The organism is Euryhalocaulis caribicus (assembly GCF_000412185.1).
Taxonomy (GTDB): domain Bacteria; phylum Pseudomonadota; class Alphaproteobacteria; order Caulobacterales; family Maricaulaceae; genus Euryhalocaulis; species Euryhalocaulis caribicus.
Genome location: NZ_ASJA01000015.1, coordinates 13460 through 38318 on the forward strand (window position 1 = coordinate 13460; position 24859 = coordinate 38318).

Below are 24859 nucleotides of genomic sequence, written 5' to 3' on the forward strand. Positions count from 1 at the left end.
GTCAGGCGGCTTCCGCCTCGTTCAGCCAGGCGCGGGCTTCGGCTTCGGTGTAGAAATCGGTGATGCGGATGCCGAGATTTTGCAGGTTCCAGCACACCATCGAGGACACCAGGAAAGCCGGATTGACAATGACCGCCGTGTGGCGGCCTTCGAAGGCTGCGGTGAAGCGGGAGATGGAGCGTGCGAACTCGATCTCCTCCCAGGTGTCGGAGTCGGTGTCGACGCCGGACAGGTCGATAATCGTATAGGGGCAGGCGGCGCGGGTTTCGGGCTTCGAGAGGGCCTCCATCACGGCCATTCTGTCATCCATCGTCATGACGCCGCTAAGGCTGGCGCGGGCAAGACCCTTGCTCTGATCTATGACGATCTCATGCATGGCGATCCTCGTTTGCCGGGCGCGCTTCTCTTTGACTTGTCCACAGCCTCGCCCGGCAATGGTTAAGAGGGTCCGAACGCCGCTGTCATCGGGGCGCCGAATAGGTCAGTAAAAACAAATAAATAACAGGAGTAAGCGATGCTGGGTCTGATGCAGCGCGCGTTTCAGCGCGCGCCGGCGGCGAAACAGGGCGCGGGCGGTCTGGTGGCGCTATCGGCGCCGGGCGCGCCGGTGTGGACGCCGCGCGATTACGGCAGGATGGCGCGCGAGGGCGTGGCGGCGAACCCGGTGGTCCATCGCTGCGTGCGGATGATCGCCGAAGGGGCGGCGGGCCTGCCCTTCCTGGTTCGCCGGGACGGGACGCGCGCGGCGGCGGACGATCCGGCGGCGGCGCTGCTGGCCGCGCCGAACCCGGGCGAGAGCGCGCCGGAATTGTTCGAGACGCTTTACGGGCACTTGCTGACCGCGGGGAACGCCTATCTGGAGGCGGCGGCGCTGGATGGCGCGCCGCGGGAGCTTTACGCGCTGCGGCCCGACCGGATGCGGGTCCGCGCCGGGACGCGCGGCTGGCCCGAGGGCTGGGATTACAGCGCCGGCGGGCGGACCGTGCGGTTCACGCGGGATGCGGCCAGCGGGCGCTCGCCCATCCTGCACCTGAAACTGTTTCACCCGGCGGACGATCACTACGGGCTGTCGCCGCTGGAGGCGGCCGCAAAGGCGGTGGACATACACAATGCCGGGGCGGGCTGGACCAAGGCGCTGCTGGACAATGCGGCGCGGCCCAGCGGCGCGCTGGTCTATTCGGGCGGCGACGGGCGTCTGACGGGGGACCAGTATGAACGGCTGCGCGCGGAGCTTTCCGACGCGCACCAGGGGGCGGCGAATGCGGGGCGGCCGCTGGTGCTGGATGGCGGGCTGGACTGGAAGCCGCTGTCGCTCTCGCCCGCCGAGATGGAGTTCCTGGAGGCGCGGCGGGAGGCGGCGCGGGAGATCGCGCTGGCCTTCGGCGTGCCGCCCATGCTGCTGGGCATTCCCGGTGACAATACCTACGCCAATTACCGCGAGGCGAACCTGGCGTTCTGGCGGCAGGCGGTGGTTCCGCTGGCCCGCAAGACGGCGCGGGCGCTGACGCTGTGGGCGCGGCCGTGGTTTGGCGAAGGCGTGGAGATTACCGCGGACGAGACGAAGACGCCGGGCGTAGAGGCCGACCGGGCGGCGGAATGGAAACGCGTGGCGGAGGCGGATTTCCTGAGCGATGCGGAGAAGCGCGCGGCGCTGGGGCTGGAAGGAGACGGGCAATGAGCAAGGTGTTGCCGGCGCGCGAACGCTGGCGGCTGGAGCGACAGGTGACGCTGGGCGTGATCATGGCGATGACGGTTCAGGCGGGCGCGGCGCTGGTCTGGGCCGGGTCGGCGGGCGAACGCCTGAGCCAGCTGGAGCGGCGGGCCGACCTGGCGCAGCCGCTGGGCGAGCGGCTGGCCCGGATCGAGGCGAAGGTGGAGCTGTCCGGCGCGGCGCTGGCGCGGATTGAAGCCCGATTGTCGCCAAACAGTAATGATACGGGACTGGCCGAGACGCGTGCGGACCAATAGGTTCCGCCGCGCGAGAGAAACAAATTGAAGGTTTGACTCGAATGAAGAACGTAATTTTCGCCAGCGCCGCGGCGCTGGCCGTGTCCGCCGCGCCGGCTCTGGCGCAGGACGATGGCGCGGCCCAGTCCCAGCTGACGCCGGCCCCGGCCGAGCAGGGCGCTGCGCAACAGCAAATGTCCCCCGAGCAACAGCAGGCTGCGCAAATCGTGCAGGGCTACATGGTGATGAAAGCCGTGGACGCCTATTCGCAGAAATGCGGCGCGTTTCCGGCGGGCGAACAGGCCATCCTGAACAGCCAGATGGATGAGGTCGAGGCGCGTCTGGCCGAAGCCGAGATCGATCTGAGCGCCGATGTGCAACAGGCGGTTTCCGGCGCCGAGGCGGCTGAATGCGGCCAGGGCGAGTATCAGCAGATGTACGAAGCGGTGGGCGGGCAGCTCTCCGTTCCGGTCGACGTGCTGGTTCTGGGCATCGCCGCGGTGGAGGATTCCTGCCGCGCCAAGCTGCTGGATGTCGATAGCGACGCCAGTTTCGATGCGCTGGTGACGGCCCGTCAGGCCAATTATGAAGGCCCGATGCCGGAAAATCTGAAACAGGGCGTCACCCAGACCAGCGCCCAGCTGACCCAGCTTTGCGCCTCCGAGGACGCGGAGATGGTGGCGAACGCCAAGGGCAGCGTGGAGATCGCCGCGGTTCAGGCCGCGCTCGACGCGCAATAGGCTTTGCCTGACAACTGAATAGCTTATCGGAAACCGGCGGCGCGGAATGCGCGGCCGGTTTTCTTTTGCGCGAAGGAAAATCGCCGATGACGAAGATTGCCGGTTACGCCTCCCTGTTCGGGGCGGCGGACCTTGCGGGCGACGTGGTGCGCCCGGGCGCGTTTGCCGCCGCGCTGATGCGGCGCGGGACGGGCGGGGTGCGGATGCTGTTCCAGCACGAGGCCAGCGAGCCGGTGGGCGTGTGGCGCGCGATCCGGGAAGATTCCCGCGGCCTGTACGTGGAGGGCGAGCTGCTGGCCGCCGGACCGCGGGGAGAGACGGCGGGCGCGCTGGTTCGGGCGGGGGCTCTGGATGGCCTGTCCATCGGCTACCGGCCGACCCGGATGCGGCGCGGGCCGCGGGGGCGGGAGCTGCTGGAGCTGGATCTGTGGGAGGTCTCCATCGTGACCTTCCCGATGTTGCCCGGAGCGAGGCTCCGACTGATCGAAACCGAAGACGTGATGGCGGCCTGAGAGCCGCTTTTTTTGTGCCTGGAAACAAGGAGAGACCATTGAAACAGGACGCCAAGACGATTGCCGCCTCGCCGGAGACCAAGGCGGCGCACCATGATTTCCTGAGCGCCTTCGAGGCGTTCAAGGCGGCCAATGACGAGCGGCTGGCCGAACTGGAGAAGAAGGCCGCCGCCGACACGCTGCTGGAGGACAAGGTCGGGCGGATCGACGATGCGCTGACCCGTCAGAAGGCGGCGCTGGACCGCATGGCGCTGGACGCCGCGCGGCCCGATCTGGGCGAGGCGAAATCGGCCGGGCCGAGCGAGGCCAAGGCCGCCTTCGACGCCTATGCCCGGCAGGGCGACGCGGCGCGCCTGATGCAGGTGAAATCTCTGTCCGCCGGGTCGGACGCCGATGGCGGCTATGTGGTCCCCGAGGAGACCGAGCGGACCATCGAGGCGCGGCTGGCCGAGGCCTCGCCCATCCGCGCCATCGCCAGCGTGCGGCGCATCTCCGCGGGGACCTACCGCAAGCCGGTGAGCTTGGGCGGGGCGGCGTCCGGCTGGGCGGGCGAGACGGCGGCGCGGCCGGAGACGGACTCCCCGACCATGGACTTGCTGGAATTCCCGGCGGCCGAACTCTACGCCATGCCGGCGGCGACCCAGAGCCTGCTGGACGATGCGCTGGTGGATCTGGACGACTGGCTGGCCGGCGAGGTGCGCGACGTGTTCGCGGCGCAGGAAGGCGCGGCGTTCGTCAGCGGTGACGGGGTGAACAAGCCCAAGGGATTCCTGAGCTATGACGTCGCCGCCGAAGGCGCGCAGGACTGGGGCGAGCTGGGCTATCTGGCGACGGGCGTGGACGGCGATTTTGCCGCCTCCGACCCGCTGGATGACCTGATCGAGTTGATCTATGCGCCCAAGCCCGGCTACCGCGCCAATGGGCGGTTCGTGATGAACCGGCGCACGGTCTCCAGGGTGCGGCGCTTCAAGGACGCGGACGGGAATTATGTCTGGCGGCCAGCGGCGGAGGCGGGGCAGGCCTCGACCCTGCTGGGCTATGCGGTGAGCGAGGCGGAGGACATGCCGGATGTCGGCTCCGACGCCATGGCCATCGCATTCGGCGATTTCCGGCGCGGCTATCTGGTGGTGGATCGCCAGGGCGTGCAGGTGCTGCGCGATCCCTACAGCGCCAAGCCGTACGTCCTGTTCTACACGACCAAGCGCGTGGGTGGCGGCGTGCAGGACTTCGACGCGATCAAGCTGCTGAAGTTCGGCGTCTCCTGAGACCGAGCCAGCGCGATCCACGAACAAGGACCCCGGACGGGAAACCGTCCGGGGCTTTTTATTTCATGACATTGAAAATCATCACGCCGCCGGCCGCGGAGCCTGTCTCCCTAGCCGAGGCGAAGACCTATTTGCGGGTCGATCATGACGCGGAAGACGCGCTGATCGGCGCATTCGTGACCGCCGCGCGGCAACGCGTGGAGGCGCTGACCGGGCGGGTCCTGATTTCGACGCGGCTGGTGGAGGTCCGCGATGGCTGGGCGATGAGCAGCCAGCACGCGCTGCCCGCCGCACCGGTGAGCGAGGTTCACGAGATCCGGCTGCTGACGGCGGACGGAACGGCGGAGACGGTTGCCCCGGCGGACTGGTACGCGGACCTGAAGAGCGATCCGGCGCGGCTGGTCTCGCTGAAAGGGATATGGCCGCGCGTCAGGCGCGAGGCCGGGGGAATCGAGATCGAGTTCACCGCGGGCTATGGCGCGGCGGCGGAGGAGGTTCCGGCGCCGCTACGCCAAGCGGTGCGGGCGCTGACGGCCGAGGCTTATGAGGGGCGCGGGGCGGAGGCGATGCCGCTCTCCGTCCAGGCGCTGATCGCCCCCTATGCGCTGGCGCGGCTGTGAGGGCGGACCTGAACCGGCGGGTAAGCCTGCTGGCGCCGGTGCGCGCGGCGGCGCCAGGCGGCGGGGCGGCGCTGAGCTTCGACGAGGTTGGCGTCGTCTGGGCCGCGATTGCGGCGGAGAGCGCGCGCGAGCGCGGGCGGTTCGAGACGCTGCAGACCGCGACGCGGTTTTCCGTGCGTATCCGGCACCGCGGCGACGTGAAGCCCGGCTGGCGCGCGGGCTGGGCCGGGCGGGTGCGGCGCGTGACGGCGGCCTATGACCCGGACGGGTCGCGGCAATTCCTGATCCTGATCTGTGAGGACGAGACATGAGTTCGGCATTCGCCGTTCAGCGGGCGTTGCATGAGGCGCTGTCCGCGGACGCCGGCGTGACCGCCCTTCTGGGCGATCCGCCAAGACTGTGGGACCGGCCCCCGCGCGAGGCGTTTTTCCCCTTTGCCAGCTATGGCGGGACGCGCAGCGAGGAATTGCCCGACGGGCTGCAGGCGCACCGGATGACGCTGTTCGCCTGGTCCCGCGAGACGGGGCGGGAGGAAGCGGCGTCCGTGATCGCGGCGATGCGCAGCGCGCTGCACCATGCGGCGCTGACGCTGGAAGACGGGACGTTGGTCAGTTTGCGGGCGGTCTATTCCGACGTGCTGAAGAGCGACGGACGGACCTTTCAGGGCGTGCTGCGGCTGCGTGCCGTCACGGAAGCGGAATGAGCGCCTTTCGGCGAGATTTTCTTGAAGGCTGGGTCCTCCGGTCAAGCCGGAGGATGACAGCGGAAGTTTGGGGAGTGGGCTTATGACCGCGCAGGCGGGGAAGGACATGCTGATCAAGATCGGCGACGGGGCGGCGGAGGAGAGTTTCGCGACGCTGGCGGGGCTGCGGGCCAGGACGATCAGCCTGAATGCGAGGACGGTGGACGCGACGGATGCGGACAGCGCCGGCGGGTGGCGGGAATTGCTGCCCGGGGCCGGGGTGAAATCGGCGAGCGTGTCCGGGACGGGGATCTTCCGCGACAGGGCTGCGGACGAGACGGCGCGGACGGTGTTCTTCGCGGGCGAGGCGCGGCGGTTCCAGCTGGTCATCCCCGATTTCGGGGTGCTGGAGGGGCCGTTCGTGATCGCGGCGCTGGAATATTCCGGGCGGTTCGACGGCGAGGCGCAGTATGCGCTGACGTTGGCCTCGGCCGGCGAGATCGGGTTCTCGGCGCTGTGACGAACGGCGCGCGGGGAGAAGTGCAGGTCGAGATTGGCGGCGTCTCGCGCAGGCTGTGCCTGACGCTGGGCGCGCTGGCGGAGATCGAGACGGTGCTGGAGGCGGACGGGCTGGAGGCGCTGGGCGCGCGGCTGTCCCGCCTGGGCGCGGCGGATCTGGACGTGGTGCTGCGGGCGCTGCTGCGCGGCGGCGGCGAGGCGGCGCTGGCCGGTCAGGCGGAGGCGCTGAACATCAATCCGAAAGAGGCGGCGCGGGGCGTGGCGGAGGCGTTCCGCCGGGCTTTCGCGTGAACGCGGTCTGGCGCGGGGCGTTGCGTGCCGCCGCCGGGATGGGGCTGACGCCGGAGGCGTTCTGGCGGCTTTCGGTGGCAGAGTGGCGGGCGTTGAACGGCGAAGGCGGCGGGCTGAAGCGCGCGGCGTTTGAGGCGCTGGCGGCGCGGTTTCCCGACAAGGAGGATCAAGGCGGTGAGTGACGGATACGGGGCCGAGGAGGCCGAAGCGGCGGGCGATGCGCTGCTGGTCATGGCGGAAGGGCCGGCGCGGGAGTCGGCGGAACTGATCTCGGCGGCGTTTCGCGAGGCGGGGCGGGAGATCGAGGACGCGCTGGCCGGCGCGGCGCGGACGGGGGAGTTTTCGTTCAAGGTGATGGCGGCCTCGATACAGGCGGAGTTGTCTTCGCTGGCGATTGAGCGGTTTGTGCGCGCGCCGCTGAATTCGCTGGCGGACGGGCTGATGGGCGCGCTGCCGTTTGCCGGCGCGCGGGCCGAGGGCGGGCCGGTGGTTCCGGGCGGGGCGTATCTGGTGGGCGAGCGCGGACCGGAAGTGTTTCGGCCCGCGAGCGCCGGGGAGATTGGCGGCGCAGCGCCAAGCGTGACGGTGAACGTAAATGCGCCGCCGGGCGGCGGCGGGCGCGTGGACGAGCGGGCGCTGGCGGCGCAGGTGGCGCGGCTGGCCGCGCGCGGGATGCGGAGGCTCTGATGACAGCGTTTCACGAAGTGCGGTTTCCCTTCTCCATCGGGTTCGGCGCGAGCGGCGGGCCAGAGCGGCGCACGGAGATCGTCACGCTGGGGTCGGGCAGGGAGGAGCGGAATACGCCGTGGGCCCGCTCGCGGCGGCGCTGGGATGCGGGGCCGGGCGTGAAGACGCTGGACGCGCTGCACGAGGCGCTGGCGTTCTTCGAGGCGCGGCGCGGGGCGCTACACGGATTCCGTTTCCGCGACCCGCTGGACCACAAGAGCTGTGCGCCGTCGGCGGCGGCGGGGGCAGAGGATCAGCGGATCGGGACGGGCGATGGAGAGACGCTGCAGTTCCGGTTGAGCAAGGTTTATGAGAGCGGCGGAGCGAGCTGGACGCGCGAGATAGCCAAGCCGGTTGAGGGGAGCGTTCGCGTGGCGGTGGACGGCGTGGAGCTGAATGCGGCGGCGTTCAGCGTGGATGCGGCGGCCGGGGTCGTGACGTTGTTGCAGGCGCCGGAGAATGGCGCGGCGGTAACGGCGGGGTTCGAGTTCGATACGCCGGTGCGGTTCGACACCGACCGGTTCGAGGTGACGATCGAGGCGTTCCGCGCCGGGGCGCCGGTCAGCCTGCCGGTGATCGAAATTCTTTCGTGATTGTCATTTTACGGAGCGCCGGGAAGCGGCGATGATCGCGCCTCAAATCAATGGGGGAGAGACGCGATGCGCATTCTGACCGGGGCTTTGCTGGCGGCGGGACTCGCTGCGCCGATGGCGGCACAGGCCAAGACCGAACAATTCACCACGCAGGGCTATTCGATCAGCCAGAGTTACGAGATTGCGGCCGATCCGCAGACCGTGTTCGACGCGGCGACGGGCGATGTCTCCGGCTGGTGGGATCACAGCTTCTCCCGCGGATTCGGGATGGATCCGGACGAGTTTTACCTGGAGCCGAAAGCGGGCGGGCATTTCATTGAACGCTTCGGGGATGGCGCGGAAGTGCTGCACGCGACCGTGATCTATGTGAAGCCGGGCGAGGCGCTGCGCTTTGACGGGCCGCTGGGCTTCAACGGCAACGCGATGAATTTCGTGGTCAGCTACAAGCTGTCGCCGACCGAGGCGGGGACGCAGTTCGACGTGCTGGTGAATATCAGCGGCCAGATCAACGAGCAGGGCGCGCAGGCCGCCGCCGGGGTGTGGGACCACTTCATCGGCGACCGCCTGAAGACCTATGTCGAGGCGGGGTGTCATGAACGCCCGGATGAGCCGTGTTCGGCGTTTGAGGAGTCAGGCGTTGAAGAGGGCGAGGACGAGGGTGACGCTGAGCAGTGAGAGCAGCGTTGTCACCGTGATCGCGGCGGCAATGGTGTTCTGATAGACGCGCTCATGCGCGGTCTGGACGAAGACGGCGACGGCGGTCGGCATTGAGGTGAACAGCACAGCCGCGCCGGTCTGTTCCGGAGTCGCGCCGATCAGGATCATGCCGAGCCAGGTGAGACCGGGCATGGCGATCAGCTTCATTAATGTGATGGCGGTAAGCCGCCCTGCACGCTCGGCCACCGGGCCGCGCGGGGCGACGGCGAGGCTGACGCCCAGCGCGAACAGCGCGGCGGGACCGGCGGCGCGGCCCAGCAGGCGGAAGAAATTTTCCGCCGGCTCCGGGACCGGCAGGCGCAGCATGGCGACCAGAAAGCCGAGGATCATCGCCAGCACGATGGGATTGCGGGCGACCCGGCGCAGGGCGTCCGCGCCCGCTTTCAGGGAAACGCCGGTCTGGCCGTCTTCCGGGGCGGTGATGAAGGCCGCGCCGAGGGCGATGATCACGATCCCCTCGCACAGCATCAGCAGAAGATAGGGCGCGCCCCATCCCTCGATCGTCAGGACGATGGGCAGGCCGAGGAACACCGCATTGCCGAGCGTGGAGCCGAAGGCGTGCGCGCCGGCCTCTCTCAGCGAAAGGCCGAACAGGGTGCGCGCCATGATCAGGCTGACGAAGAAAATACCCACCGCGATGCCGAGATAGACGCCCGTGAAGGGCAGATCGGCGAGGCCGGGCGGCGGGTTCGTGGCCGCGAAGATGAACAGCGCGGCGGGCATGGCGAACAGGAAAACGAACCGGTTGAGCGCCTGCGCCTGGTCGCCGGCGATCAGGTTCGCGCGCCCGGCGAAAAAGCCGAGCGCGATGATGGCGAAAACCGGAAGGGCCTGAGCGAGCGCGGGAAGCATTGCGCGACCCGCATAGCGTGGCGGGGCCGCCGCCGGAAGCATCAAGAGGAAAATTAGATGAGACAGATACCGGACGCCCTTCAGGTGAAGCTGGGGGGCGGGGTGACGACTCTGTGCTGGTGCTGGCGGGTGGAGCGCCGCGACGGGGCGGTGTTCGGGTTTACCAGCCATGACCGGGACCTCAGCTTTGACGGCGCCGATTACCGGGCGCGGGGCGGGTTCGAGCCGGGCGATATCCGGCGGGAGCTGGGCCTGAGCGTGGATGCGGGGAGCGTGCTGGGCGCGCTGAACGATGACGCGATCACCGAGGCCGATATCGCCGCCGGGCTGTGGGACGAGGCGGCGGTGACGGTTTTCCGTTTGGACTGGACGGCGCCGGAGCATCGCTATGCGGCCTGGCGCGGCGAGATCGGGGAGACGCGGCGCGGGGCGCTGGCCTTCGAGGCGGAGCTGCGCGCGCCCTCGCACCGCCTGACCCAGACGACGGGGCGGGTTTATTCGCGGCGGTGCGACGCGGATGTGGGGGATGCACGCTGCGCCGCGGATCTGGACGATCCGGCTTTCAAGGCCAGCGGGACTGTTGAGACGGCGACAGGGGCGCGGGCGTTCGAGGCGGCGGGGCTGGCGGCCTTTGCGCCGGACTGGTTCTCGCGGGGGCGGCTGACCTTCGCGACGGGCGGGAATGCCGGGCTGTCCTTCGAGGTGGAGGCGCAGGCTGGGGCCAGCTTGACCCTGCGGCGGGCGCCGCCTCAGACCTTGGCCGAGGGCGATGCGTTCACGGTCACGGCGGGGTGCGACAAGCGGTTTGCGACGTGCCGGGAGAAGTTTGGCAACGGGCTGAACTTTCGCGGGTTCCCACACATGCCGGGCAATGACGCGCTGATGGCCGGCCCGCGTGCGGGCGGGACCCATGATGGCGGGTCGCGCGGGATCGGCGCATGAGCCGGGCGGCGATACTGGCCGAGGCGCGGGACTGGCTGGGCACGCCCTATCGGCATCAGGCAAGCGTAAAGGGCGCGGGCGCGGATTGTCTGGGGCTGGTGCGGGGCGTGTGGCGCGGGGTGTATGGCGCAGAGCCGGAAACGCTGCCGCCCTATACGCCGGACTGGGCGGAGCGCGGCGGGGCGGAGACGCTGCGCGACGGGGCGCGGCGGCATTTGCGCGAGATCGCGCTGGAGGCGGCGCGGCCGGGGGACGTGATCCTGTTCCGCATCGCGGCGGGCGCGCCGGCCAAGCATTGCGCGATTTTGAGCGACGGGACGGCGGAGGCCGGGCGGATCATCCATGCCTATTGGGGACGGGCGGTGACCGAGACCTGGCTGACGCCGTGGTGGCGGCGGCGCGCGGCCTGCGCATTTCGTTTTCCTGACATGGGGGCGGCCTGATGGCTTCACTGGTACTGGGCGCGGCGTGGTCCGCGCTGGGCGGGGCTTTGCTGCCCGGCTCGGTCTCGCTGTTCGGGGCGAGCGTTTCTGGCTCGACGCTGGGCGGGTTTGCCGGGGCGCTGGCTGGATCGGCCGTCGATGCGGCGTTCACCCGGCGCGACGTGGAGGGGCCGCGTCTGGAGGCGCTGCAGATCCAGAGCTCGACCGAGGGCGCGGGAATGCCGGTCGTCTACGGGACGATGCGGGGGGCCGGGCAGGTGATCTGGGCGGCGAACTTCAAGGAGCATGTCAGCGAGGAGTCCGGCGGCAAGGGCGGACCGGAGGTGCGGGAATATTCCTATTCGCTGAGCTTCGCGGTGGCGCTGGGCGAAGGCGAGATCGGCGGGGTGGGGCGAATCTGGGCGGACGGGGCTCTGATGGATTTGTCGCGCGTTGCCTGGCGGCTTTATCGCGGGACGGAGGACCAGGCGCCGGACGCGCTGATCAGCGCGGTCGAGGGGGAGGCGGCGTCAGCCTATCGCGGGACGGCCTATGTGGTGTTCGAGGATCTGGACCTCTCGGCGTTTGGCAATCGCATCCCGAATCTGAGCTTCGAGGTGACGCGCCAGCCGCCGGTCGCGGCGGACGGGCCGCCGCGCATGGAGCAGCTGGTGCAGGGCGTGGCGATGATCCCAAGCTCGGGGGAGTTCGCCTATGCGACCAGCAAGGTGCTGCGGGAAGCCGGTCCGGGCGAGAGCGTGGCGGAGAACGTCAATAACAGCCGGGGACTGCCGGATATTGTCGCATCGCTGGACGATTTGCAGGCGCAACTGCCGAACTGCCGGTCGGTGACGCTGGTTGTCTCCTGGTTCGGGACGGACTTAAGGGTTGGCGAATGCGAGATCCGGCCCGGGGTGGAGTTTGACGCGAAGATCACCAGGCCGCGGAGCTGGGTCGGCGGCGGGGTGGCGCGGGACGAGGCGCACGTGGTCTCGCGGATCGGGGGGCGGCCGGCCTATGGCGGGACGCCGGCGGACTGGAGCGTGGTTCAGGCAATCCGTGAGATGAAGGCGCGTGGGCTGGAGGTGGTGTTCTATCCCTTCATCCTTATGGACGTGCCGGCGGGGTCTGGCCTGCCCGATCCCTACGGGCGAAACGAGCAGCCGCCTTACCCCTGGCGCGGGCGGATCACGCAGCATCCGGCGGCGGGGGAGGCGGGATCGCCGGACCAGACGGCGGCCGCCGGGGCGCAGGTTGCGGCCTTCTTTGGCGACGCGGCGGGCGGGGATTTCGACCTGTCGGGGGAGCAGCCGGTCTATGCCGGGCCCGAGGAATGGTCGTTCCGGCGGATGATCCTGCATTACGCCCATCTCTGCGCGCAGGCGGGTGGGGTGGACGGGTTCATGATCGGGTCCGAGATGGTCGGGCTGACCACGATCCGGGACTCAGCGGATCAATACCCGGCGGTGGATGCGCTGAAGGCGCTGGCGGCGGACGTGCGGGCGATCCTGCCGGGGGCGGAGATTTCCTACGCAGCGGACTGGACGGAATATTTCGGTCACCAGCCGCAGGACGGGTCGGGCGACGTCTTCTACCACCTCGACCCGCTGTGGTCGGACGCGAATATCGATTTCGTGGGGATCGACTGGTACGGGCCGCTGTCCGACTGGCGCGACGGCGGGGGACATGCGGACGCCGCCCTCTCCGACACGATCTACCGGCTGGATTATTTGCAGGGGCAGGTGGAAGGCGGGGAGGGCTATGACTGGTTCTACGCCGGCGCGGGGGATCGTGACGCGCAGGCGCGGACCGCGATCACGGACGGGGCTTACGGGGAGCCGCACGTCTTCCGCTACAAGGATATCCGGAACTGGTGGTCGCGGCCGCATCATGACCGTCCCGGCGGCGTGCGGGCGGCGCAGGCGACGGGGTGGGTTCCGGAATCCAAGCCGATCCGGTTTACGGAGATCGGATGCCCGGCGGCGGACAAGGGGTCAAACCAGCCAAACGTTTTTTACGACCCGAAAAGTTCTGAATCGGCGCTGCCCTATTATTCGGACGGGTCGCGGGATGACCTGATCCAGCGGCGCTATATCGAGGCGATGCTGGATTACTGGGCGCCGGAGCATGGGCGGAATCCGGTCTCTGCCGTCTATGACGGACCGATGGTGGCGCTGGCAGGCGCGCATGTCTGGACCTGGGACGCGCGGCCCTATCCGGACTTTCCGGCGCGGGAGGAGATCTGGACGGACGGCGATAACTGGCGGCTGGGCCACTGGCTGACCGGGCGCGCGGGACGGGCGCTGCTGGCCGATGTGGTGCGGGATATTTGCGGCCGCGCCGGGTTGGTTGAGATCGACGTGGATAGCCTGGACGGACTGGTCGCCGGATACATGCTGAGCGGTCCGGCAACGGGACGCGATGCCTTGTCGCCGCTTATGAACGCCTATGGTTTCGACATGAATGACCGGGCGGAGGCGACGGCGTTCCTGCCGGCGTCCGGCGGCGGCGCGATAGCGCTTTCCATGAACGATCTGGTGTTGCCCGATCGCGGCAGCGTGTTCGAGATCGAACGCGCCCAGATGAGCGATCTGCCGCGAGAGGCCCGTGTCAGCTTTATTGACGAGGGGCGCGGGCATCAGCCGGGCGGCGTCTCCGCCCTGAACCGGGATGCGGAGAACAGGCGGGCGATTCGATTGAACCTGCCGCTGGTGCTGGACGAGCGGCAGGCCGAAGACGTGGCGCAGCGGGCGTTGACCGTGGCGCTGGGCGAGGCCGAAACGCTGACATTGCGAGCGCCGCCGTCACGGGCAGCTCTGGAGCCGGGTGACCGTGCGATATTCGCGGATCGTGTCTGGAGACTGGCCGGTCTGGAGGGCGGGGTGGCTGGCGCGGCCGTCCTGAAGGGCGACACGGGCGGGGCCTTGAACCGGATGTCCGGACCAGAGCCGGGTGTGATTGAAGATCCGGTCACGCCCTACAGCCCGCCATTGGTCTGGTTGATCGACGCGCCCTTGTCGGATGTTGAAGACGATGCGGCGCCGCGAATTGCGGTGAGCGCGAAACCCTGGCCCGGTGCGGCGCTGATCTGGGCCGGGCCGGATGATGACAGCCTGACGGGGCGGGCAATTGCCGACCGGCCCGCCATGATGGGCGAACTTGTCTGGGATTTGTGGCATGGGCCGGTCGGCCGTTGGGACGAAGGTAACCGGACGCGTATCCGGCTCTATTCCGGCATGCTTTCCAATGAAGAGGCGTTGCGCGTGTTGAATGGCGCGAACCGCATCGCGATAGAATCGCCCGATGGCGAGTGGGAAATCCTGCAGGCGCGGAACGCGCTGCTGGTCACGCCGGGAGTCTTTGAAATCTCCGGTCTGTTGCGTGGGCTGGCGGGCACGGAAACGGCGATGGGCGCGCCGGTGACGGCCGGGGCGCGGGTCGTGGTTCTGGACCCGGCGCTGGAGCGGCTGGACGTTTCCGGCCTTTCGCGTCAGGTCCCGCTCAGCCTGGCGGCCGGGGCGCCCGCGCTGAGCCCGTATGACGAGGGCGCGACGCTGACAGGCGCGAACTGGACCGGATATGCGCTGCGTCCCTTGTCGCCCGCGCATTTGAGGGGCGTGCGGACGGCGGAGGGAATTGAGATTTCCTGGACCCGGCGGACCCGCATCGGCGGCGATGACTGGGCTGCGCCGGACGTTCCGCTGGGTGAGACAATGGAGGCTTATGCGGTCGAGATCATCAAGGACGGGGAGGCAGCATTGACGCTGAACGCATCCGCGCCACGGGCGTTATTGGCGAATGCGCAGGAAATCGCGCTGTTTGGCGCCGCGGCGAGCGCGCTGGAAATCCGCGTTTCCCAGCTTTCCGGCCAGTGGGGCGCCGGCGCGCCGGCGGCGCGGGTTCTTTATCTCTAGCGTCCTTGCGCTTATCTCTTGGCGCTTGCGGCGCGCGCTATTCCGGGCGTTATTTCTGAGAGATCAGGCGAGAGGACATCTGTGGCGGACGATCCGTACAAACTTCTGGGCGTTTCCAAAAACGCCAGTAAAGACGAGATACGGAAAGCGTACCGCAAGCTCGCCAAGGAGCTGCACCCTGACGTGCGGCCGGGCGACAAGGCGGCCGAGGACAAGTTCAAGGCCGCGACCACGGCTTTCAATATTCTGAGCGATCCCGACAAGCGGGCGCGCTTTGACCGCGGCGAAATCGACGCCGAGGGCAATGAGCGCGGCCCGTTTGCAGGCGGCGGCCCGCGTCCGGGCGGCCGGCAGCAGGGGTATAGCTATAGTTCCCACGGCGCCGGGCCGGGCGGCGGCGGATTCGAGGATATCGGCGATATTTTCGCCGACTTGTTTGGCCGTGGCGGCGGTGGCGGCGGGCCGGGCCGGGGCCGCGGCGGGTTCCGCACGCGGGGAGACGATGTGCGCTACAAGCTGGACGTGGATTTCCTCGACGCGGCCAAGGGCGCGACCAAGAGCGTGACCATGGCGGACGGGAAATCCCTCAATTTGAAAATCCCCGCCGGCATCGAGACCGGAAAGACGCTGCGCCTGAAGGGACAGGGTCATCCGGGGGCGGGCGGCGGTCCGTCCGGCGATGCGCTGGTCGAGGTACGCGTGAAGGATCATCCCACGTTCACGCGCGAGGGCGATGATATCCGCGTCGAATTGCCGATTACCTTGAAAGAGGCGGTCGAGGGCGCGAAGGTCGCCACCCCGACGATTGACGGGGCGGTGAACATCACCGTGCCGAAAAACTCCAACACAGGCTCGGTGCTGCGGTTGCGCGGCAAGGGCGTTGAGCGGCAGGGCAAAAGGGGCGATCAGTTTGTACGCCTGAAAGTCGTGTTGCCCGATAATGATCCGGAACTGGCCCGATTCGTGGAAGGCTGGACGCCAAAAGGCGATTACAACCCGAGGAAAGGCATGGCCGGCTGAGGCCTGAACCCTCCGTTCAGCGTTCATTCAGCGGCAAAGGCCGATAACAACCGCATGAAGCTTGTAACCCTCATATCTGCAGCCTTTCTGACGGCGGCGTCCCTATGCGGGACGGCGGCGGCCGGATCGCAGGATATGTACGCCCAGATGCGCAGCACCTGGAGCGCCGATCAGGCGCGGAACGCGCAGGAGGAAGGCCGTGTCCTTCCGGCCAGCCAGATCATCCGTATCGCCCAGGCGCGCCATCGCGGCAGCCAGGTTCTGGATGTTTCGCTGAGCGGCGGACGCACGCCGGTCTATACGGTCATCCTGAAGACACGCGACGGGCGGCGGGTTGATGTTACTCTGGATGCGCGCACTGGGCGTATTCTCTCAGAACGCGGGGCCTGAACGATGCGTGTGCTTGTTGTTGAAGACGATCCGGACCTGTCCCGCCAGCTAGGCCGGGCGCTGGAGGATTCGGGTTACGCCGTGGACCTCGCCGCCGATGGCGAGGACGGGCATTTCTTGGGTGAAACCGAACCCTATGACGCCATCGTTCTGGATCTGGGCCTGCCCAAGATCGACGGCGTGACGGTGCTGGAACGCTGGCGCCGCGAAGGCAAGGCGACGCCGGTGCTGATCCTGACCGCGCGCGACCGCTGGAGCGAGAAGGTGGCCGGGTTCGACGCCGGCGCGGACGATTACCTGACCAAGCCGTTTCATACGGAAGAATTGCTGGCCCGGCTGCGAGCGCTGATCCGCCGCGCGGCGGGCCATGCGACGCCGTTGCTGGAAGTGGGCGACCTGTCGGTGGATACGCGCGCGGCGCGGGCCTATGTGGCGGGCGAGCCGATCCGGCTGACCTCTCACGAATTCAAACTGTTACAATATCTGGCGCACCATCCGGGCGAAGTGGTTTCGCGCGGCGAACTGGTCGAGCATATCTACGATCAGGATTTCGACCGCGATTCCAATACGATCGAGGTGTTCGTCGGACGCCTGCGCAAGAAGATCGGCTCTGACCGGATCGAGACCGTGCGCGGCCTTGGCTATCGCCTGGTCGCCTCGGAGGGCGCGGCGACGGCGTGAAGCGCGGCCGCTCGCTTGTCGCGCGGCTGATTGCAGCCGGCGCGCTGTGGGCGGTGGTCTTGCTGATTGCCGGCGCGATTGGCCTGACGGCGTTTTACCGGGCCTCCGTCTATCGCGGGCTGGATGATGACCTGACCGCGGTCATGGATGCGCTGATCGCCTATTCCGAGACCGATGAGGCGGGGGATTTGAGCGTTTCGCGGCGATTTGCCGATCCGCGCTTCGATCAGGTGTTTTCCGGACGCTACTGGCAGATTGCGTCGGCTTCGGGCGAAGGCCTGACGCCAGAAGCGCGCTCGCGCTCGCTCTGGGACGAGTATCTGGACCTGCCTGCCGCGGAGATCGAGCGCGTTCTGGCCACGCCCGGCCAGCACCAGATCATTCAGATCGAGGGTCCCTCGCAGGAACCGCTGCGGGTGATGGCGGAGGCCGTGACCCTTCCGGCCCGAGAAAACGCGCTGGTCTTCATAGCGGCGGCGGACAAGACGGCCGCCGACCGGGCGGTGCGCAATTTCTCCATCGCTTCGGCCTGGATCCTCGCCTCGTTCGGGGCGGCGCTGATCATCGCCTTGATCATACAGGTCCGGGTCGGGCTGGCGCCGCTGTTCCGCATGCGGCAGTCAGTGGCGAAAATCCGCGAGGGCGAGCAGGATCGGCTGGCGGCAGATTATCCCAATGAAATTGCGCCGCTGGCCGAGGAACTCAATTCTCTGATTGCGCACAATCAGGAAGTCGTCGAGCGGGCGCGGACCCATGTGGGCAATCTGGCGCATGCGCTGAAAACGCCCATCGCGGTTCTGTTGAATGAATCGCGCAGCGGAGAGTCCGTGCGCTCCGAAATCGTTCACCGGCAGGCGGACGCCATGTCCCGTCAGGTCGATCATCATCTGCGGCGCGCCCGCGCGGCGGCGCGCGGCCGGGCGGCGGGCGCCGTTCCGATGGAGCCGGTGATTGACGACCTGACCCGCACGATCAGCCGGATCTATGCCGGGCGGGGGGTAAACATCTCCGCCCTGACGGAGGACGGGCTGCGCTTCCGGGGGGAGCGGCAGGATCTGGAAGAGATGATCGGCAATCTGGTGGAGAATGCCGCGAAATGGGCCAAGGGGCAGGTGCGGGTCAAAACATCCGCCATCGATGACCAGATTTTCCTGCTGCAGGTGGACGATGACGGACCGGGCCTGGCGCCCGAGCAACGCGAGGAAGCCCTGAAGCGCGGCGGGCGGCTGGATGAAACGGCGCCGGGTACGGGGCTGGGCCTGGCCATCGTGACCGATCTGGCGCGCGCCTATTCCGGGTCTCTGGAGCTTGAGGAATCGGCGCTGGGCGGGTTGCAGGCGCGGCTTCTTCTGCCGCGCGGCGGCGTAAAAGCCTATTAACGAAAACCGTATAGAAAAACAGGCCTTTGATAGATATTCGAGTTGAAGCGGTCTGTTTATGGGTTCGCCGTCGCCCCGCGAAAAACAGCTTATGGCGTTTCTTGGAACCTTGCCTGCCGACATGGCGGGCAAGCTGTACGAGGCGTGCGACGCCGCGCGGCAAAACGGCGACGATTCCCTGCCTTTCGACCTGATCTGCGATGCGCTGAGACCGGCCGAGCCGGATTTGTCCGAGCATATCCTGTTCGGGCCTGCCGCGCCGCTGGTGACCGAAGACGCCGGCGCGCCGGCGGCGGGCGCCATCCTGAAATCCTCTCTGGAGCCGTTCGAGGCGTTTGCCCGTTCGGCCGCCGGGGCCATCGTTTCCGATCTTGAGTCCGGCGCGCGGTCGCGGATCGCCGGGCGCGGCGTTCTGGGCGCGGCCCTCGTCGAGGTTTTCGATGCGAAAATGGAGGACCCGGACGGCCGAAACGCTTTCATCAAAATGTTTGGCGGCGAACGCGGCGCGGCCGATGCGCGCAAGATGATCACCTTGCTCTGCGCCGAGCCTGAACTTTCCGAAAACCTCTACGACCTACCGGACTACATCAAGGACATCGATGACGACATGCTGGCGGCGCTGCGCGCCTGTCACGAGGCCGTGGTTGCGAAGGAGCCGCGTGCGGAGCTTCTGCTGATGTTCCTGCTCATGGAGCGGCTGGACCAGCACTGGATGATCCTGCGCGTGGCCAAGGCCATTTCAAACAAGCAGGACGATTTGCTGTTCAGCCGCACGGAGTTTTCCGTGATCGGGGAAATGCTGCTTGATGAGGCGGCGGAAGCCGTTCGGCGGTTGCAACTGGATTCCCGGACGGCCGTGGAGCCTGACAAGGTCATAGGCGCGCTGGACGGATTTGCCGCCATTACCCAAGGCATGACGCGTGAGCTGGGCATCCGCAAGGACGGCGAATGGGGCAAACGGCTGCATAAAATCCGCCACGACGCAGCTTCCAATATGGAAGACATGTGCCGTGAAACGCCCGATGCGATCGATAAGGCTCTGCCCCTGCGCCGGGTGAAGCTGGACGGCAATATTCCAGCCAACCGGCCCGATACTTCCCGTAAACCCAAACCGGAAATCGCCGAACGCGCGGTGGCGCTGTGCGATGTGCTGCGCCGGTGCCGCAGTCACGCCAATGCGGCGGCCTTTGCTTCCGCGCGTGTGAGGATGTTCGAAGAGGCGGAAAGGCGCTTGGACGATTACAGCGCCAGCCTGATCGACGTGATCCATGAGGCGGGCGCCGAGGAGATGCAGAACCTCAAACCGTGGATTGCGCTGACGGGCCGTGCGATCCTGGCGCTGTCGGGCGAGGATTCTCACGCGGTGTTCCAGCGCCGGGCCTCGGCCGCTGCGGGCAAATCGTCGCAAGACGCAGCCTGAGCATTTTCCCGCCGCCGAAAGCGGGATACATCCACCCGCATGGCTGAAAACAACAAGCCGATAGCTTTGGAAGACCGGGGCGAGACGGGCGAGAAACTGTTCTCTCCCAGCGCCGGACGCAACAAGGACGTGATCGCGGAGACGCTGGGCGAGCGTCTGGCCAGGTCTTCCCGGATTCTGGAAATCGGATCGGGGACCGGCGAACACGCCGAGGCGGTTTGTCTGAAGCGTCCCGATCTCCGCTGGACGCCCAGCGATCCGGATGCGCGGTCCCGCGCGTCCATCGCGGCGCGCGCTCGGGAAATCGATAATCTGGCCCCGCCGCTGGCCCTGGATCTTCTGGACCAGGGCTGGATGGTGGCGGCGCCGGAGTGCGATGCGCTGGTCTGTATCAATGTCATTCATATTTCCCCGTTCGAAGTGACCCGCGCGCTGGCCGGTTTCGCGGCCTCGCGCCTGCCCGGGGATGGCTGCGTCATTCTCTATGGGCCTTTCCTGGAGGGCGGGCGTTCCGCGCCTTCAAACCTGACCTTCCGCGACGATCTGCAACGCCGTGATCCGCAATGGGGCGTTCGGGAGCTGGACGACGTCAAAGCCGTGTTCGCCGGAAAGGGATGGCGGCTGGATGAGCGGATCGCGATGCCGGCAAACAATCTCACGCTGGTCTTCAAGCCGGACTGATGGCGCTGTTCTGGGTCATTTCATTGCTGGGCGCGGCCCTTGCCGGGTTGGCCTTCATCGCTCCGCTGGGACGCCGGCGGGGCGTGATGCCTGTTGCCGCCGCCATTGCCGGGGTCGTGGCGCTGGCGGTTCTGATTTACCTGCCGGGCGGCCGGCCCGGCATGGAGGGCGCGCCGTTCGCCGCCGCGCAGGCCGAGCGCGCCAGCCAGAACCCCGAAGAAATGACCGATGAGGAGCGTTTCAAGCGTCTCGAGGACATGGTTGCCGAAACGCCTGAAGATCCGGCGGCGCTGCGTTTCTATGCGCGCGAGCTGTTGCGGCGGGAGCGGGCGCTTGAAGCGGTTGAAACCTATCGCGAGCTGGCGGGGATAGAGCCGACCGCCGCCAATTTCACCGAGATGGGCGAAGCGATCATCGTTCTCAACGAAGGGCAGTTGACCCCCGAGGCGCGCGCGGCGTTTCGCAGAGCGCTGACGCTGGACCCCCAAAGCCTCTCCGCCGCCTTTTATCTCGCCGCCGCCGATTATGACGAGACGCCCAATGCCGAGACCGCTCTGGCGCTGGCCGAAACACCGGCCCGCGCGGCCGCGGACGATCCGCGAGGCGCGCAACTGGCCGCCGCCGCGGCAGCCCGGCTGACGCAACCGCGCATGGGGCCGCAAACCGGGGACGGCGCGCCGCCGCCTTCTGTCGAGGCAATGGTAGGCCGGCTGAAAACGCGCGCAGAGGCCAACCCCGACGATATCGGACTGTGGCTGTCGCTGGCGCGCGTGCAGAGCGTCACCGGGAACCGGGATGCGGCGCTTGGGGCGTTAAATGAGGCCCGGATGCGGTTCGGCGACCGGTCCGGAGCGGCGCAGACAATAGAGGCTGTCCGCACGCAGATTGAGCGCGCGCCGGCGGAGAACGCCCGATGATTGCGGAGATCGGCCGGTTCGCGCTTTCTCTCGCCCTGGCGCTGGTGCTGGCGCAGATGCTGTGCGCGCTGATCGGCACACGCCGTGACAGCGCAGTCTGGGAGGCGCTTTCACGCCGCGCGGCCGCGTTGGTTTTCGTATCTCTGGCTGCGTCTTTCGCCTGCCTCATCACAGTTTTCGTGCAGTCCGACTTCTCGGTCGAGAACGTCTTCATGAACAGCCATTCGGCCAAGCCGCTGGGCTACAAGATCGCCGGCGCCTGGGGCAGTCATGAAGGCTCCATGGTGATGTGGTGCGCCGGGCTGGCCGGTTATTCGGCGGCGCTGGCGCATTTCTATCGGGGACCGCTGGCCACGCGGGCCTTGATTGCGGCGGGCGGCGTGCTGGTCCTGTTTCTGGTCTTCACGATTTTTGCGTCCAATCCGTTTGACCGGATGTCGCCGGTTCCGCTGGAGGGGCGCGGACTCAATCCGCTATTGCAGGACCCGGCGCTGGCGGCGCATCCGCCGCTTCTCTATCTGGGCCTCACTGGCTTGCTGGCGCCCTTTGCGCTGTCGGTGGCGGCGCTCTGGCGAGGCCGGTCGGGCAAGGAATGGGCGCAGGCGGCGCGGCCCTGGACGCTGGCGGCGTTCACCGCGCTGACGGTCGGAATCACGCTGGGCTCCTACTGGGCGTATTACGAGCTGGGCTGGGGCGGCTGGTGGTTCTGGGATCCGGTCGAGAACGCCTCCCTGATGCCATGGCTGCTGACCGCCGCGCTGTTGCATTCCTTGGTGGTGTCGGCAGGCCGCAATGCGCTCACCGGATGGAGCCTGTTCCTGAGCATCAGCGCATTTTCGCTGGCCATGCTGGGCCTGTTCCTGACCCGGTCGGGCGTACTCACATCGGTTCACGCATTTGCGCTGGATCCCCGCCGCGGTGTTCTGTTGCTGAGTATTCTTGCGGTTGCGGGCGGCGGTGCGCTGGCCCTGTTCGCGCTGCGCGCGCCGCAAATCTTCAAGGACAAGGTGAAGTTTGACCCGGTCAGCCGGGAAGGCGCGCTTATCCTGAATAATGCCCTGCTGACCATGGCTGCGGCGATCGTTCTGCTGGGTACGCTGTATCCGCTGATTTTGCGCACTGCGTCCGGGGACGACGTGGCGGTCGGCGGCCCATATTTCGAATTGACGGTGGGGCCGGTCATGGCGCTGGCCCTGCTGATCCTACCCGTTGCGCCGTTCCTGCGCTGGCGTCAGGGCGGGTGGGGCGAGGTGCGCCGCCGGTTGCTTTATGGCGGGATTGGCGCACTGGCGGCGCTGGCGGGAATTATCCTGATTGCCCGCGATGCGCCCCTTGGCGCGGCGGTGACGGCGGCGCTGGCGGTATGGGTGATGGCCGGCGCGCTGAGTGATTTTGCCACGCAAAGGCGGCAACCCGGGACGCTGGGCCGGGGATTGGCGCATTTCGGCGTCGGCCTGTTCCTGCTAGGAGCGGCGGGCGATACCGGGTTTTCGATAGAGCGTTCCACGGCGCTGACGCGCGGGGAGAGTTTCGAGGCTGCGGGCCGCACCGTGACGCTGGAGACCGTGCGGCGCGCGGATGGCGCGAACTATCTGGCCGATGAGGGCGTGCTGACGGTCACAGGCGCTGGTCGACAGTTCCAGATGACGCCCGAGCGGCGATATTTCCCGACCGCCGACCAGACAACGACCGAAGTGGCGCTGCGGCGCAGCCTTCTGGGAGATTATTACGTCGCGCTTGGTCAGGCGCGTGAACGCGAGAATGGCGAGATCGCCTGGGTCATACGCGCCTCCAATCATCCGTTGGTCTGGATGGTCTTTGCCGGAGCCTTTCTGACCGCCGCGGGCGGGCTGGTCTCCACCGGATCGCATGTCCGGCGTAGGAGGCGGGCCTCATGATTGCCGTTCTGGCCGCCATCCTGCTGGCTTCGGCCCCGGCGCTCACTGAGACGGAACAGGAGCGCGCCAACGCCCTGATGGACGAAATCCGCTGTGTGGTGTGCGAGGGCCAGCCGATATCCGAATCCAATGCCGGTCTTGCTCAGGACATGCGCGTAAAAGTGACCGAACTGGTCGGCGAGGGGCGCAGCGACGCCGAGGTGCGCGACTGGATCGCGGACCGCTACGGGGAAAGCGCCTTGTTACGTCCCCGGGCGCGCGGCGCGGGCTGGTTCCTGTGGGTCACGCCGCTGCTGCTGGCGGCCGCGGCCCTGTTCTTTGTGCTGCGCCTCATGCGCGTTGACCGCAATGTGAACAGGCCTGATCCCGACGCGTGAGAATTTCCTGTTACAAGGCGTCCTGAAGGAACTGAGGACAGGTCATGGCGAATTCCAGGAAAGTTGAATTTACCGGCGCGCTGGGCGAAACGCTGGCCGCGCGACTGGACTTCCCGGAAGACGGTCTTATCCGCGGCTACGCCATTTTCGCCCATTGCTTTTCCTGCTCGAAAAATGTCCGCGCGGCGCATTTTGTCTCGCAGGCGCTGGCCGATCGCGGGGTGGCGGTCCTGCGGTTCGATTTCACGGGGCTGGGCCAGTCAGAGGGCGACTTCGCCAACACGAATTTTTCCTCCAATGTCGAAGATCTGGAGAAGGCCGCGGCGTGGCTGACGGAAAATGAGGGCGCGCCGTCCCTGCTGGTCGGTCACAGCCTTGGCGGCACGGCCTGCCTGGTCGCCGCCAGCCGCATCGAGAGCGTCCGGGCCGTCGCAACGATCGGCTCGCCCGCCGATGCCGCGCACGTGGTTCACAGCTTTGCCGATCAGGTGGACATGATCGAGCAGGACGGGATTGCGAAAGTTTCTCTGGCGGGGCGGCCCTTCCAGATCAAGAAGCAGTTCCTGGAGGATATTGGCGGCCAGAACGTGGAGACGGCGGTCTCGAAACTGCGGGTCGCGCTGTTGTTCTGTCATTCGCCGCTGGATGAACAGGTCAGCATCGATAACGCGTCGCGGCTGTTTGCCGCCGCGCGCCACCCGAAAAGTTTCCTGAGCCTGGACAACGCCGATCACCTGCTGACCGGGGAGGCGGACGCGGAGTACGCGGCGGGCGTTATCGCGGCATGGGCCGCGCGCTTCGATCTGAACGCCGATCTGGAGGCCGAGATCGCCGAGGCGGAAGAGGGGCCGGAGCGGGTGCTCGCCGAGGAAACGGGAAAAGGGAAATTCCAGACCCGCATCACGGCCGGTAAACATGAATTCCTGGCCGACGAGCCGGAACGGATCGGCGGGCTGGATTCAGGCCCCGACCCCTATGAACTTCTGGTGTCCGCGCTGGGCGCCTGCACGTCCATGACTGTTCGGATGTATGCGGAGCGAAAGGAATGGCCGTTGAAATCGGTTTCCGTGTCCCTGCATCACCAGAAAGACTACGCCGATGACTGTGACGGTTGTGTTCAGGGCGAACCGCGAAAGCTGGATATCATCACCCGGGAATTGCATCTCGAAGGTGATCTGAGCGCTGAGCAGCGTGAGAAACTTCTTGAAATCGCTGACAAATGTCCGGTTCACCGGACGTTGAACTCACCGGTGATAATCCGCACAAGGCTGGCGACTTGAAACATCGTCTTGCCTTACTGATTTGTAAGCTACCGGAAAGATGACTGAAATCCGTTGTGTTCCAACGTCACCGG

General features: G+C 67.3%; 29 protein-coding genes. 27 read left to right on the forward strand and 2 right to left on the reverse strand.

The window, feature by feature from the left end; translation table 11 throughout:
- Position 1: 1 nt before the first annotated feature.
- Entirely contained in the window at positions 2 to 376 is a 375-nt protein-coding gene (locus tag L338_RS12185; RefSeq protein ID WP_022698673.1) for a hypothetical protein, read from the reverse strand.
- Positions 377 to 514: 138 nt separating this feature from the next.
- Between L338_RS12185 and L338_RS12190 the strand changes: the two genes are divergently transcribed.
- From L338_RS12190 to L338_RS12255, 14 genes are all read left to right on the forward strand, one after another.
- Positions 515 to 1678 carry a phage portal protein gene (locus tag L338_RS12190; RefSeq protein ID WP_022698674.1) on the forward strand — a complete coding sequence of 388 codons (1164 nt, stop codon included), beginning with the start codon at positions 515 to 517 and terminating at the stop codon, positions 1676 to 1678.
- Entirely contained in the window at positions 1675 to 1968 is a 294-nt protein-coding gene (locus L338_RS12195; RefSeq protein ID WP_022698675.1) for a hypothetical protein, read from the forward strand. Before L338_RS12190 ends, L338_RS12195 begins: the two co-directional genes overlap by 4 nt.
- Before the next feature lie 41 nt (positions 1969 to 2009).
- Positions 2010 to 2687, forward strand: a complete 678-nt coding sequence (locus tag L338_RS12200) for a hypothetical protein (protein ID WP_022698676.1) — start codon at positions 2010 to 2012, stop codon at positions 2685 to 2687.
- A gap of 86 nt (positions 2688 to 2773) precedes the next feature.
- Positions 2774 to 3199 carry an HK97 family phage prohead protease gene (locus tag L338_RS12205; protein ID WP_022698677.1) on the forward strand — a complete coding sequence of 142 codons (426 nt, stop codon included), beginning with the start codon at positions 2774 to 2776 and terminating at the stop codon, positions 3197 to 3199.
- A gap of 38 nt (positions 3200 to 3237) precedes the next feature.
- Positions 3238 to 4464: a phage major capsid protein gene (locus L338_RS12210; RefSeq protein WP_022698678.1), complete on the forward strand. Its 1227-nt coding sequence runs from the start codon at positions 3238 to 3240 to the stop codon at positions 4462 to 4464.
- Positions 4465 to 4529: 65 nt separating this feature from the next.
- The gene (locus L338_RS12215) at positions 4530 to 5084 is read left to right on the forward strand and encodes a head-tail connector protein (RefSeq protein ID WP_022698679.1); all 555 of its coding nucleotides are present in this window, start codon (positions 4530 to 4532) and stop codon (positions 5082 to 5084) included.
- On the forward strand, positions 5081 to 5395 hold the full coding sequence (locus L338_RS12220; RefSeq protein ID WP_033311304.1) for a phage head closure protein: 315 nt from the start codon (positions 5081 to 5083) through the stop codon (positions 5393 to 5395). The genes L338_RS12215 and L338_RS12220 overlap by 4 nt, the downstream gene beginning before the upstream one ends.
- Complete coding sequence (locus tag L338_RS12225; protein WP_027068510.1) at positions 5392 to 5787, forward strand: DUF3168 domain-containing protein; 396 nt, start codon at positions 5392 to 5394, stop codon at positions 5785 to 5787. The genes L338_RS12220 and L338_RS12225 overlap by 4 nt, the downstream gene beginning before the upstream one ends.
- 82 nt (positions 5788 to 5869) lie before the next feature.
- The gene (locus L338_RS12230; protein ID WP_022698681.1) at positions 5870 to 6286 is read left to right on the forward strand and encodes a phage major tail protein, TP901-1 family; all 417 of its coding nucleotides are present in this window, start codon (positions 5870 to 5872) and stop codon (positions 6284 to 6286) included.
- A complete protein-coding gene (locus tag L338_RS12235; protein WP_022698682.1) occupies positions 6283 to 6576 on the forward strand; it encodes a GTA-gp10 family protein in 294 nt (97 codons plus the stop codon). Before L338_RS12230 ends, L338_RS12235 begins: the two co-directional genes overlap by 4 nt.
- Entirely contained in the window at positions 6573 to 6758 is a 186-nt protein-coding gene (locus tag L338_RS12240) for a phage tail assembly chaperone (RefSeq protein ID WP_022698683.1), read from the forward strand. Before L338_RS12235 ends, L338_RS12240 begins: the two co-directional genes overlap by 4 nt.
- Complete coding sequence (locus tag L338_RS12245; protein ID WP_022698684.1) at positions 6751 to 7263, forward strand: phage tail tape measure C-terminal domain-containing protein; 513 nt, start codon at positions 6751 to 6753, stop codon at positions 7261 to 7263. Before L338_RS12240 ends, L338_RS12245 begins: the two co-directional genes overlap by 8 nt.
- Complete coding sequence (locus L338_RS12250) at positions 7263 to 7895, forward strand: DUF2460 domain-containing protein (protein ID WP_022698685.1); 633 nt, start codon at positions 7263 to 7265, stop codon at positions 7893 to 7895. The genes L338_RS12245 and L338_RS12250 overlap by 1 nt, the downstream gene beginning before the upstream one ends.
- A 66-nt stretch (positions 7896 to 7961) precedes the next feature.
- Positions 7962 to 8570 carry an SRPBCC domain-containing protein gene (locus L338_RS12255; RefSeq protein WP_022698686.1) on the forward strand — a complete coding sequence of 203 codons (609 nt, stop codon included), beginning with the start codon at positions 7962 to 7964 and terminating at the stop codon, positions 8568 to 8570.
- Here the strand turns inward: L338_RS12255 and L338_RS12260 are convergent.
- The gene (locus tag L338_RS12260; RefSeq protein ID WP_022698687.1) at positions 8526 to 9464 is read right to left on the reverse strand and encodes an AEC family transporter; all 939 of its coding nucleotides are present in this window, start codon (positions 9462 to 9464) and stop codon (positions 8526 to 8528) included. The genes L338_RS12255 and L338_RS12260 overlap by 45 nt on opposite strands.
- A gap of 57 nt (positions 9465 to 9521) precedes the next feature.
- Between L338_RS12260 and L338_RS12265 the strand changes: the two genes are divergently transcribed.
- The 13 genes from L338_RS12265 to L338_RS12325 all read left to right on the forward strand — a co-directional run bounded on the left by L338_RS12265 (position 9522) and on the right by L338_RS12325 (position 24785).
- Complete coding sequence (locus L338_RS12265) at positions 9522 to 10406, forward strand: DUF2163 domain-containing protein (RefSeq protein WP_022698688.1); 885 nt, start codon at positions 9522 to 9524, stop codon at positions 10404 to 10406.
- Positions 10403 to 10849, forward strand: a complete 447-nt coding sequence (locus tag L338_RS12270; protein WP_022698689.1) for an NlpC/P60 family protein — start codon at positions 10403 to 10405, stop codon at positions 10847 to 10849. The genes L338_RS12265 and L338_RS12270 overlap by 4 nt, the downstream gene beginning before the upstream one ends.
- A complete protein-coding gene (locus L338_RS12275; protein WP_022698690.1) occupies positions 10849 to 14742 on the forward strand; it encodes a baseplate multidomain protein megatron in 3894 nt (1297 codons plus the stop codon). Before L338_RS12270 ends, L338_RS12275 begins: the two co-directional genes overlap by 1 nt.
- A gap of 81 nt (positions 14743 to 14823) precedes the next feature.
- Positions 14824 to 15762, forward strand: a complete 939-nt coding sequence (locus tag L338_RS12280; protein WP_022698691.1) for a DnaJ C-terminal domain-containing protein — start codon at positions 14824 to 14826, stop codon at positions 15760 to 15762.
- A 54-nt stretch (positions 15763 to 15816) separates the two neighbouring features.
- Positions 15817 to 16152 (forward strand): PepSY domain-containing protein, encoded by a 336-nt coding sequence (locus L338_RS12285; RefSeq protein WP_022698692.1) that lies wholly within the window; start codon positions 15817 to 15819, stop codon positions 16150 to 16152.
- 3 nt (positions 16153 to 16155) lie between these two features.
- Positions 16156 to 16833, forward strand: a complete 678-nt coding sequence (locus L338_RS12290; protein ID WP_022698693.1) for a response regulator transcription factor — start codon at positions 16156 to 16158, stop codon at positions 16831 to 16833.
- Positions 16830 to 18212 (forward strand): sensor histidine kinase, encoded by a 1383-nt coding sequence (locus L338_RS12295; protein ID WP_022698694.1) that lies wholly within the window; start codon positions 16830 to 16832, stop codon positions 18210 to 18212. The genes L338_RS12290 and L338_RS12295 overlap by 4 nt, the downstream gene beginning before the upstream one ends.
- Before the next feature lie 91 nt (positions 18213 to 18303).
- Positions 18304 to 19632: a hypothetical protein gene (locus L338_RS12300; protein ID WP_152485896.1), complete on the forward strand. Its 1329-nt coding sequence runs from the start codon at positions 18304 to 18306 to the stop codon at positions 19630 to 19632.
- Between the two features lie 39 nt (positions 19633 to 19671).
- Complete coding sequence (locus tag L338_RS12305) at positions 19672 to 20313, forward strand: DUF938 domain-containing protein (RefSeq protein ID WP_022698696.1); 642 nt, start codon at positions 19672 to 19674, stop codon at positions 20311 to 20313.
- Positions 20313 to 21230, forward strand: a complete 918-nt coding sequence (locus L338_RS16665; RefSeq protein ID WP_022698697.1) for a tetratricopeptide repeat protein — start codon at positions 20313 to 20315, stop codon at positions 21228 to 21230. The genes L338_RS12305 and L338_RS16665 overlap by 1 nt, the downstream gene beginning before the upstream one ends.
- Positions 21227 to 23128 (forward strand): heme lyase CcmF/NrfE family subunit, encoded by a 1902-nt coding sequence (locus L338_RS12315; protein ID WP_022698698.1) that lies wholly within the window; start codon positions 21227 to 21229, stop codon positions 23126 to 23128. Before L338_RS16665 ends, L338_RS12315 begins: the two co-directional genes overlap by 4 nt.
- Positions 23125 to 23505: a cytochrome c-type biogenesis protein gene (locus L338_RS12320; protein WP_022698699.1), complete on the forward strand. Its 381-nt coding sequence runs from the start codon at positions 23125 to 23127 to the stop codon at positions 23503 to 23505. Before L338_RS12315 ends, L338_RS12320 begins: the two co-directional genes overlap by 4 nt.
- A gap of 44 nt (positions 23506 to 23549) precedes the next feature.
- Complete coding sequence (locus L338_RS12325) at positions 23550 to 24785, forward strand: bifunctional alpha/beta hydrolase/OsmC family protein (RefSeq protein ID WP_022698700.1); 1236 nt, start codon at positions 23550 to 23552, stop codon at positions 24783 to 24785.
- Positions 24786 to 24859 lie beyond the last annotated feature (74 nt).

What these genes read in the sequence shown, in the direction of transcription:
- L338_RS12185 (WP_022698673.1), bottom strand. Translation starts at nt 376, where the DNA reads ATGCATGAGATCGTCATAGATCAGAGCAAGGGTCTTGCCCGCGCCAGC.
- L338_RS12190 (WP_022698674.1), top strand. Translation starts at nt 515, where the DNA reads ATGCTGGGTCTGATGCAGCGCGCGTTTCAGCGCGCGCCGGCGGCGAAA.
- L338_RS12195 (WP_022698675.1), top strand. Translation starts at nt 1,675, where the DNA reads ATGAGCAAGGTGTTGCCGGCGCGCGAACGCTGGCGGCTGGAGCGACAG.
- L338_RS12200 (WP_022698676.1), top strand. Translation starts at nt 2,010, where the DNA reads ATGAAGAACGTAATTTTCGCCAGCGCCGCGGCGCTGGCCGTGTCCGCC.
- L338_RS12205 (WP_022698677.1), top strand. Translation starts at nt 2,774, where the DNA reads ATGACGAAGATTGCCGGTTACGCCTCCCTGTTCGGGGCGGCGGACCTT.
- L338_RS12215 (WP_022698679.1), top strand. Translation starts at nt 4,530, where the DNA reads ATGACATTGAAAATCATCACGCCGCCGGCCGCGGAGCCTGTCTCCCTA.
- L338_RS12225 (WP_027068510.1), top strand. Translation starts at nt 5,392, where the DNA reads ATGAGTTCGGCATTCGCCGTTCAGCGGGCGTTGCATGAGGCGCTGTCC.
- L338_RS12230 (WP_022698681.1), top strand. Translation starts at nt 5,870, where the DNA reads ATGACCGCGCAGGCGGGGAAGGACATGCTGATCAAGATCGGCGACGGG.
- L338_RS12250 (WP_022698685.1), top strand. Translation starts at nt 7,263, where the DNA reads ATGACAGCGTTTCACGAAGTGCGGTTTCCCTTCTCCATCGGGTTCGGC.
- L338_RS12255 (WP_022698686.1), top strand. Translation starts at nt 7,962, where the DNA reads ATGCGCATTCTGACCGGGGCTTTGCTGGCGGCGGGACTCGCTGCGCCG.
- L338_RS12260 (WP_022698687.1), bottom strand. Translation starts at nt 9,464, where the DNA reads ATGCTTCCCGCGCTCGCTCAGGCCCTTCCGGTTTTCGCCATCATCGCG.
- L338_RS12265 (WP_022698688.1), top strand. Translation starts at nt 9,522, where the DNA reads ATGAGACAGATACCGGACGCCCTTCAGGTGAAGCTGGGGGGCGGGGTG.
- L338_RS12270 (WP_022698689.1), top strand. Translation starts at nt 10,403, where the DNA reads ATGAGCCGGGCGGCGATACTGGCCGAGGCGCGGGACTGGCTGGGCACG.
- L338_RS12275 (WP_022698690.1), top strand. Translation starts at nt 10,849, where the DNA reads ATGGCTTCACTGGTACTGGGCGCGGCGTGGTCCGCGCTGGGCGGGGCT.
- L338_RS12285 (WP_022698692.1), top strand. Translation starts at nt 15,817, where the DNA reads ATGAAGCTTGTAACCCTCATATCTGCAGCCTTTCTGACGGCGGCGTCC.
- L338_RS12290 (WP_022698693.1), top strand. Translation starts at nt 16,156, where the DNA reads ATGCGTGTGCTTGTTGTTGAAGACGATCCGGACCTGTCCCGCCAGCTA.
- L338_RS12300 (WP_152485896.1), top strand. Translation starts at nt 18,304, where the DNA reads ATGGCGTTTCTTGGAACCTTGCCTGCCGACATGGCGGGCAAGCTGTAC.
- L338_RS12305 (WP_022698696.1), top strand. Translation starts at nt 19,672, where the DNA reads ATGGCTGAAAACAACAAGCCGATAGCTTTGGAAGACCGGGGCGAGACG.
- L338_RS16665 (WP_022698697.1), top strand. Translation starts at nt 20,313, where the DNA reads ATGGCGCTGTTCTGGGTCATTTCATTGCTGGGCGCGGCCCTTGCCGGG.
- L338_RS12315 (WP_022698698.1), top strand. Translation starts at nt 21,227, where the DNA reads ATGATTGCGGAGATCGGCCGGTTCGCGCTTTCTCTCGCCCTGGCGCTG.
- L338_RS12320 (WP_022698699.1), top strand. Translation starts at nt 23,125, where the DNA reads ATGATTGCCGTTCTGGCCGCCATCCTGCTGGCTTCGGCCCCGGCGCTC.
- L338_RS12325 (WP_022698700.1), top strand. Translation starts at nt 23,550, where the DNA reads ATGGCGAATTCCAGGAAAGTTGAATTTACCGGCGCGCTGGGCGAAACG.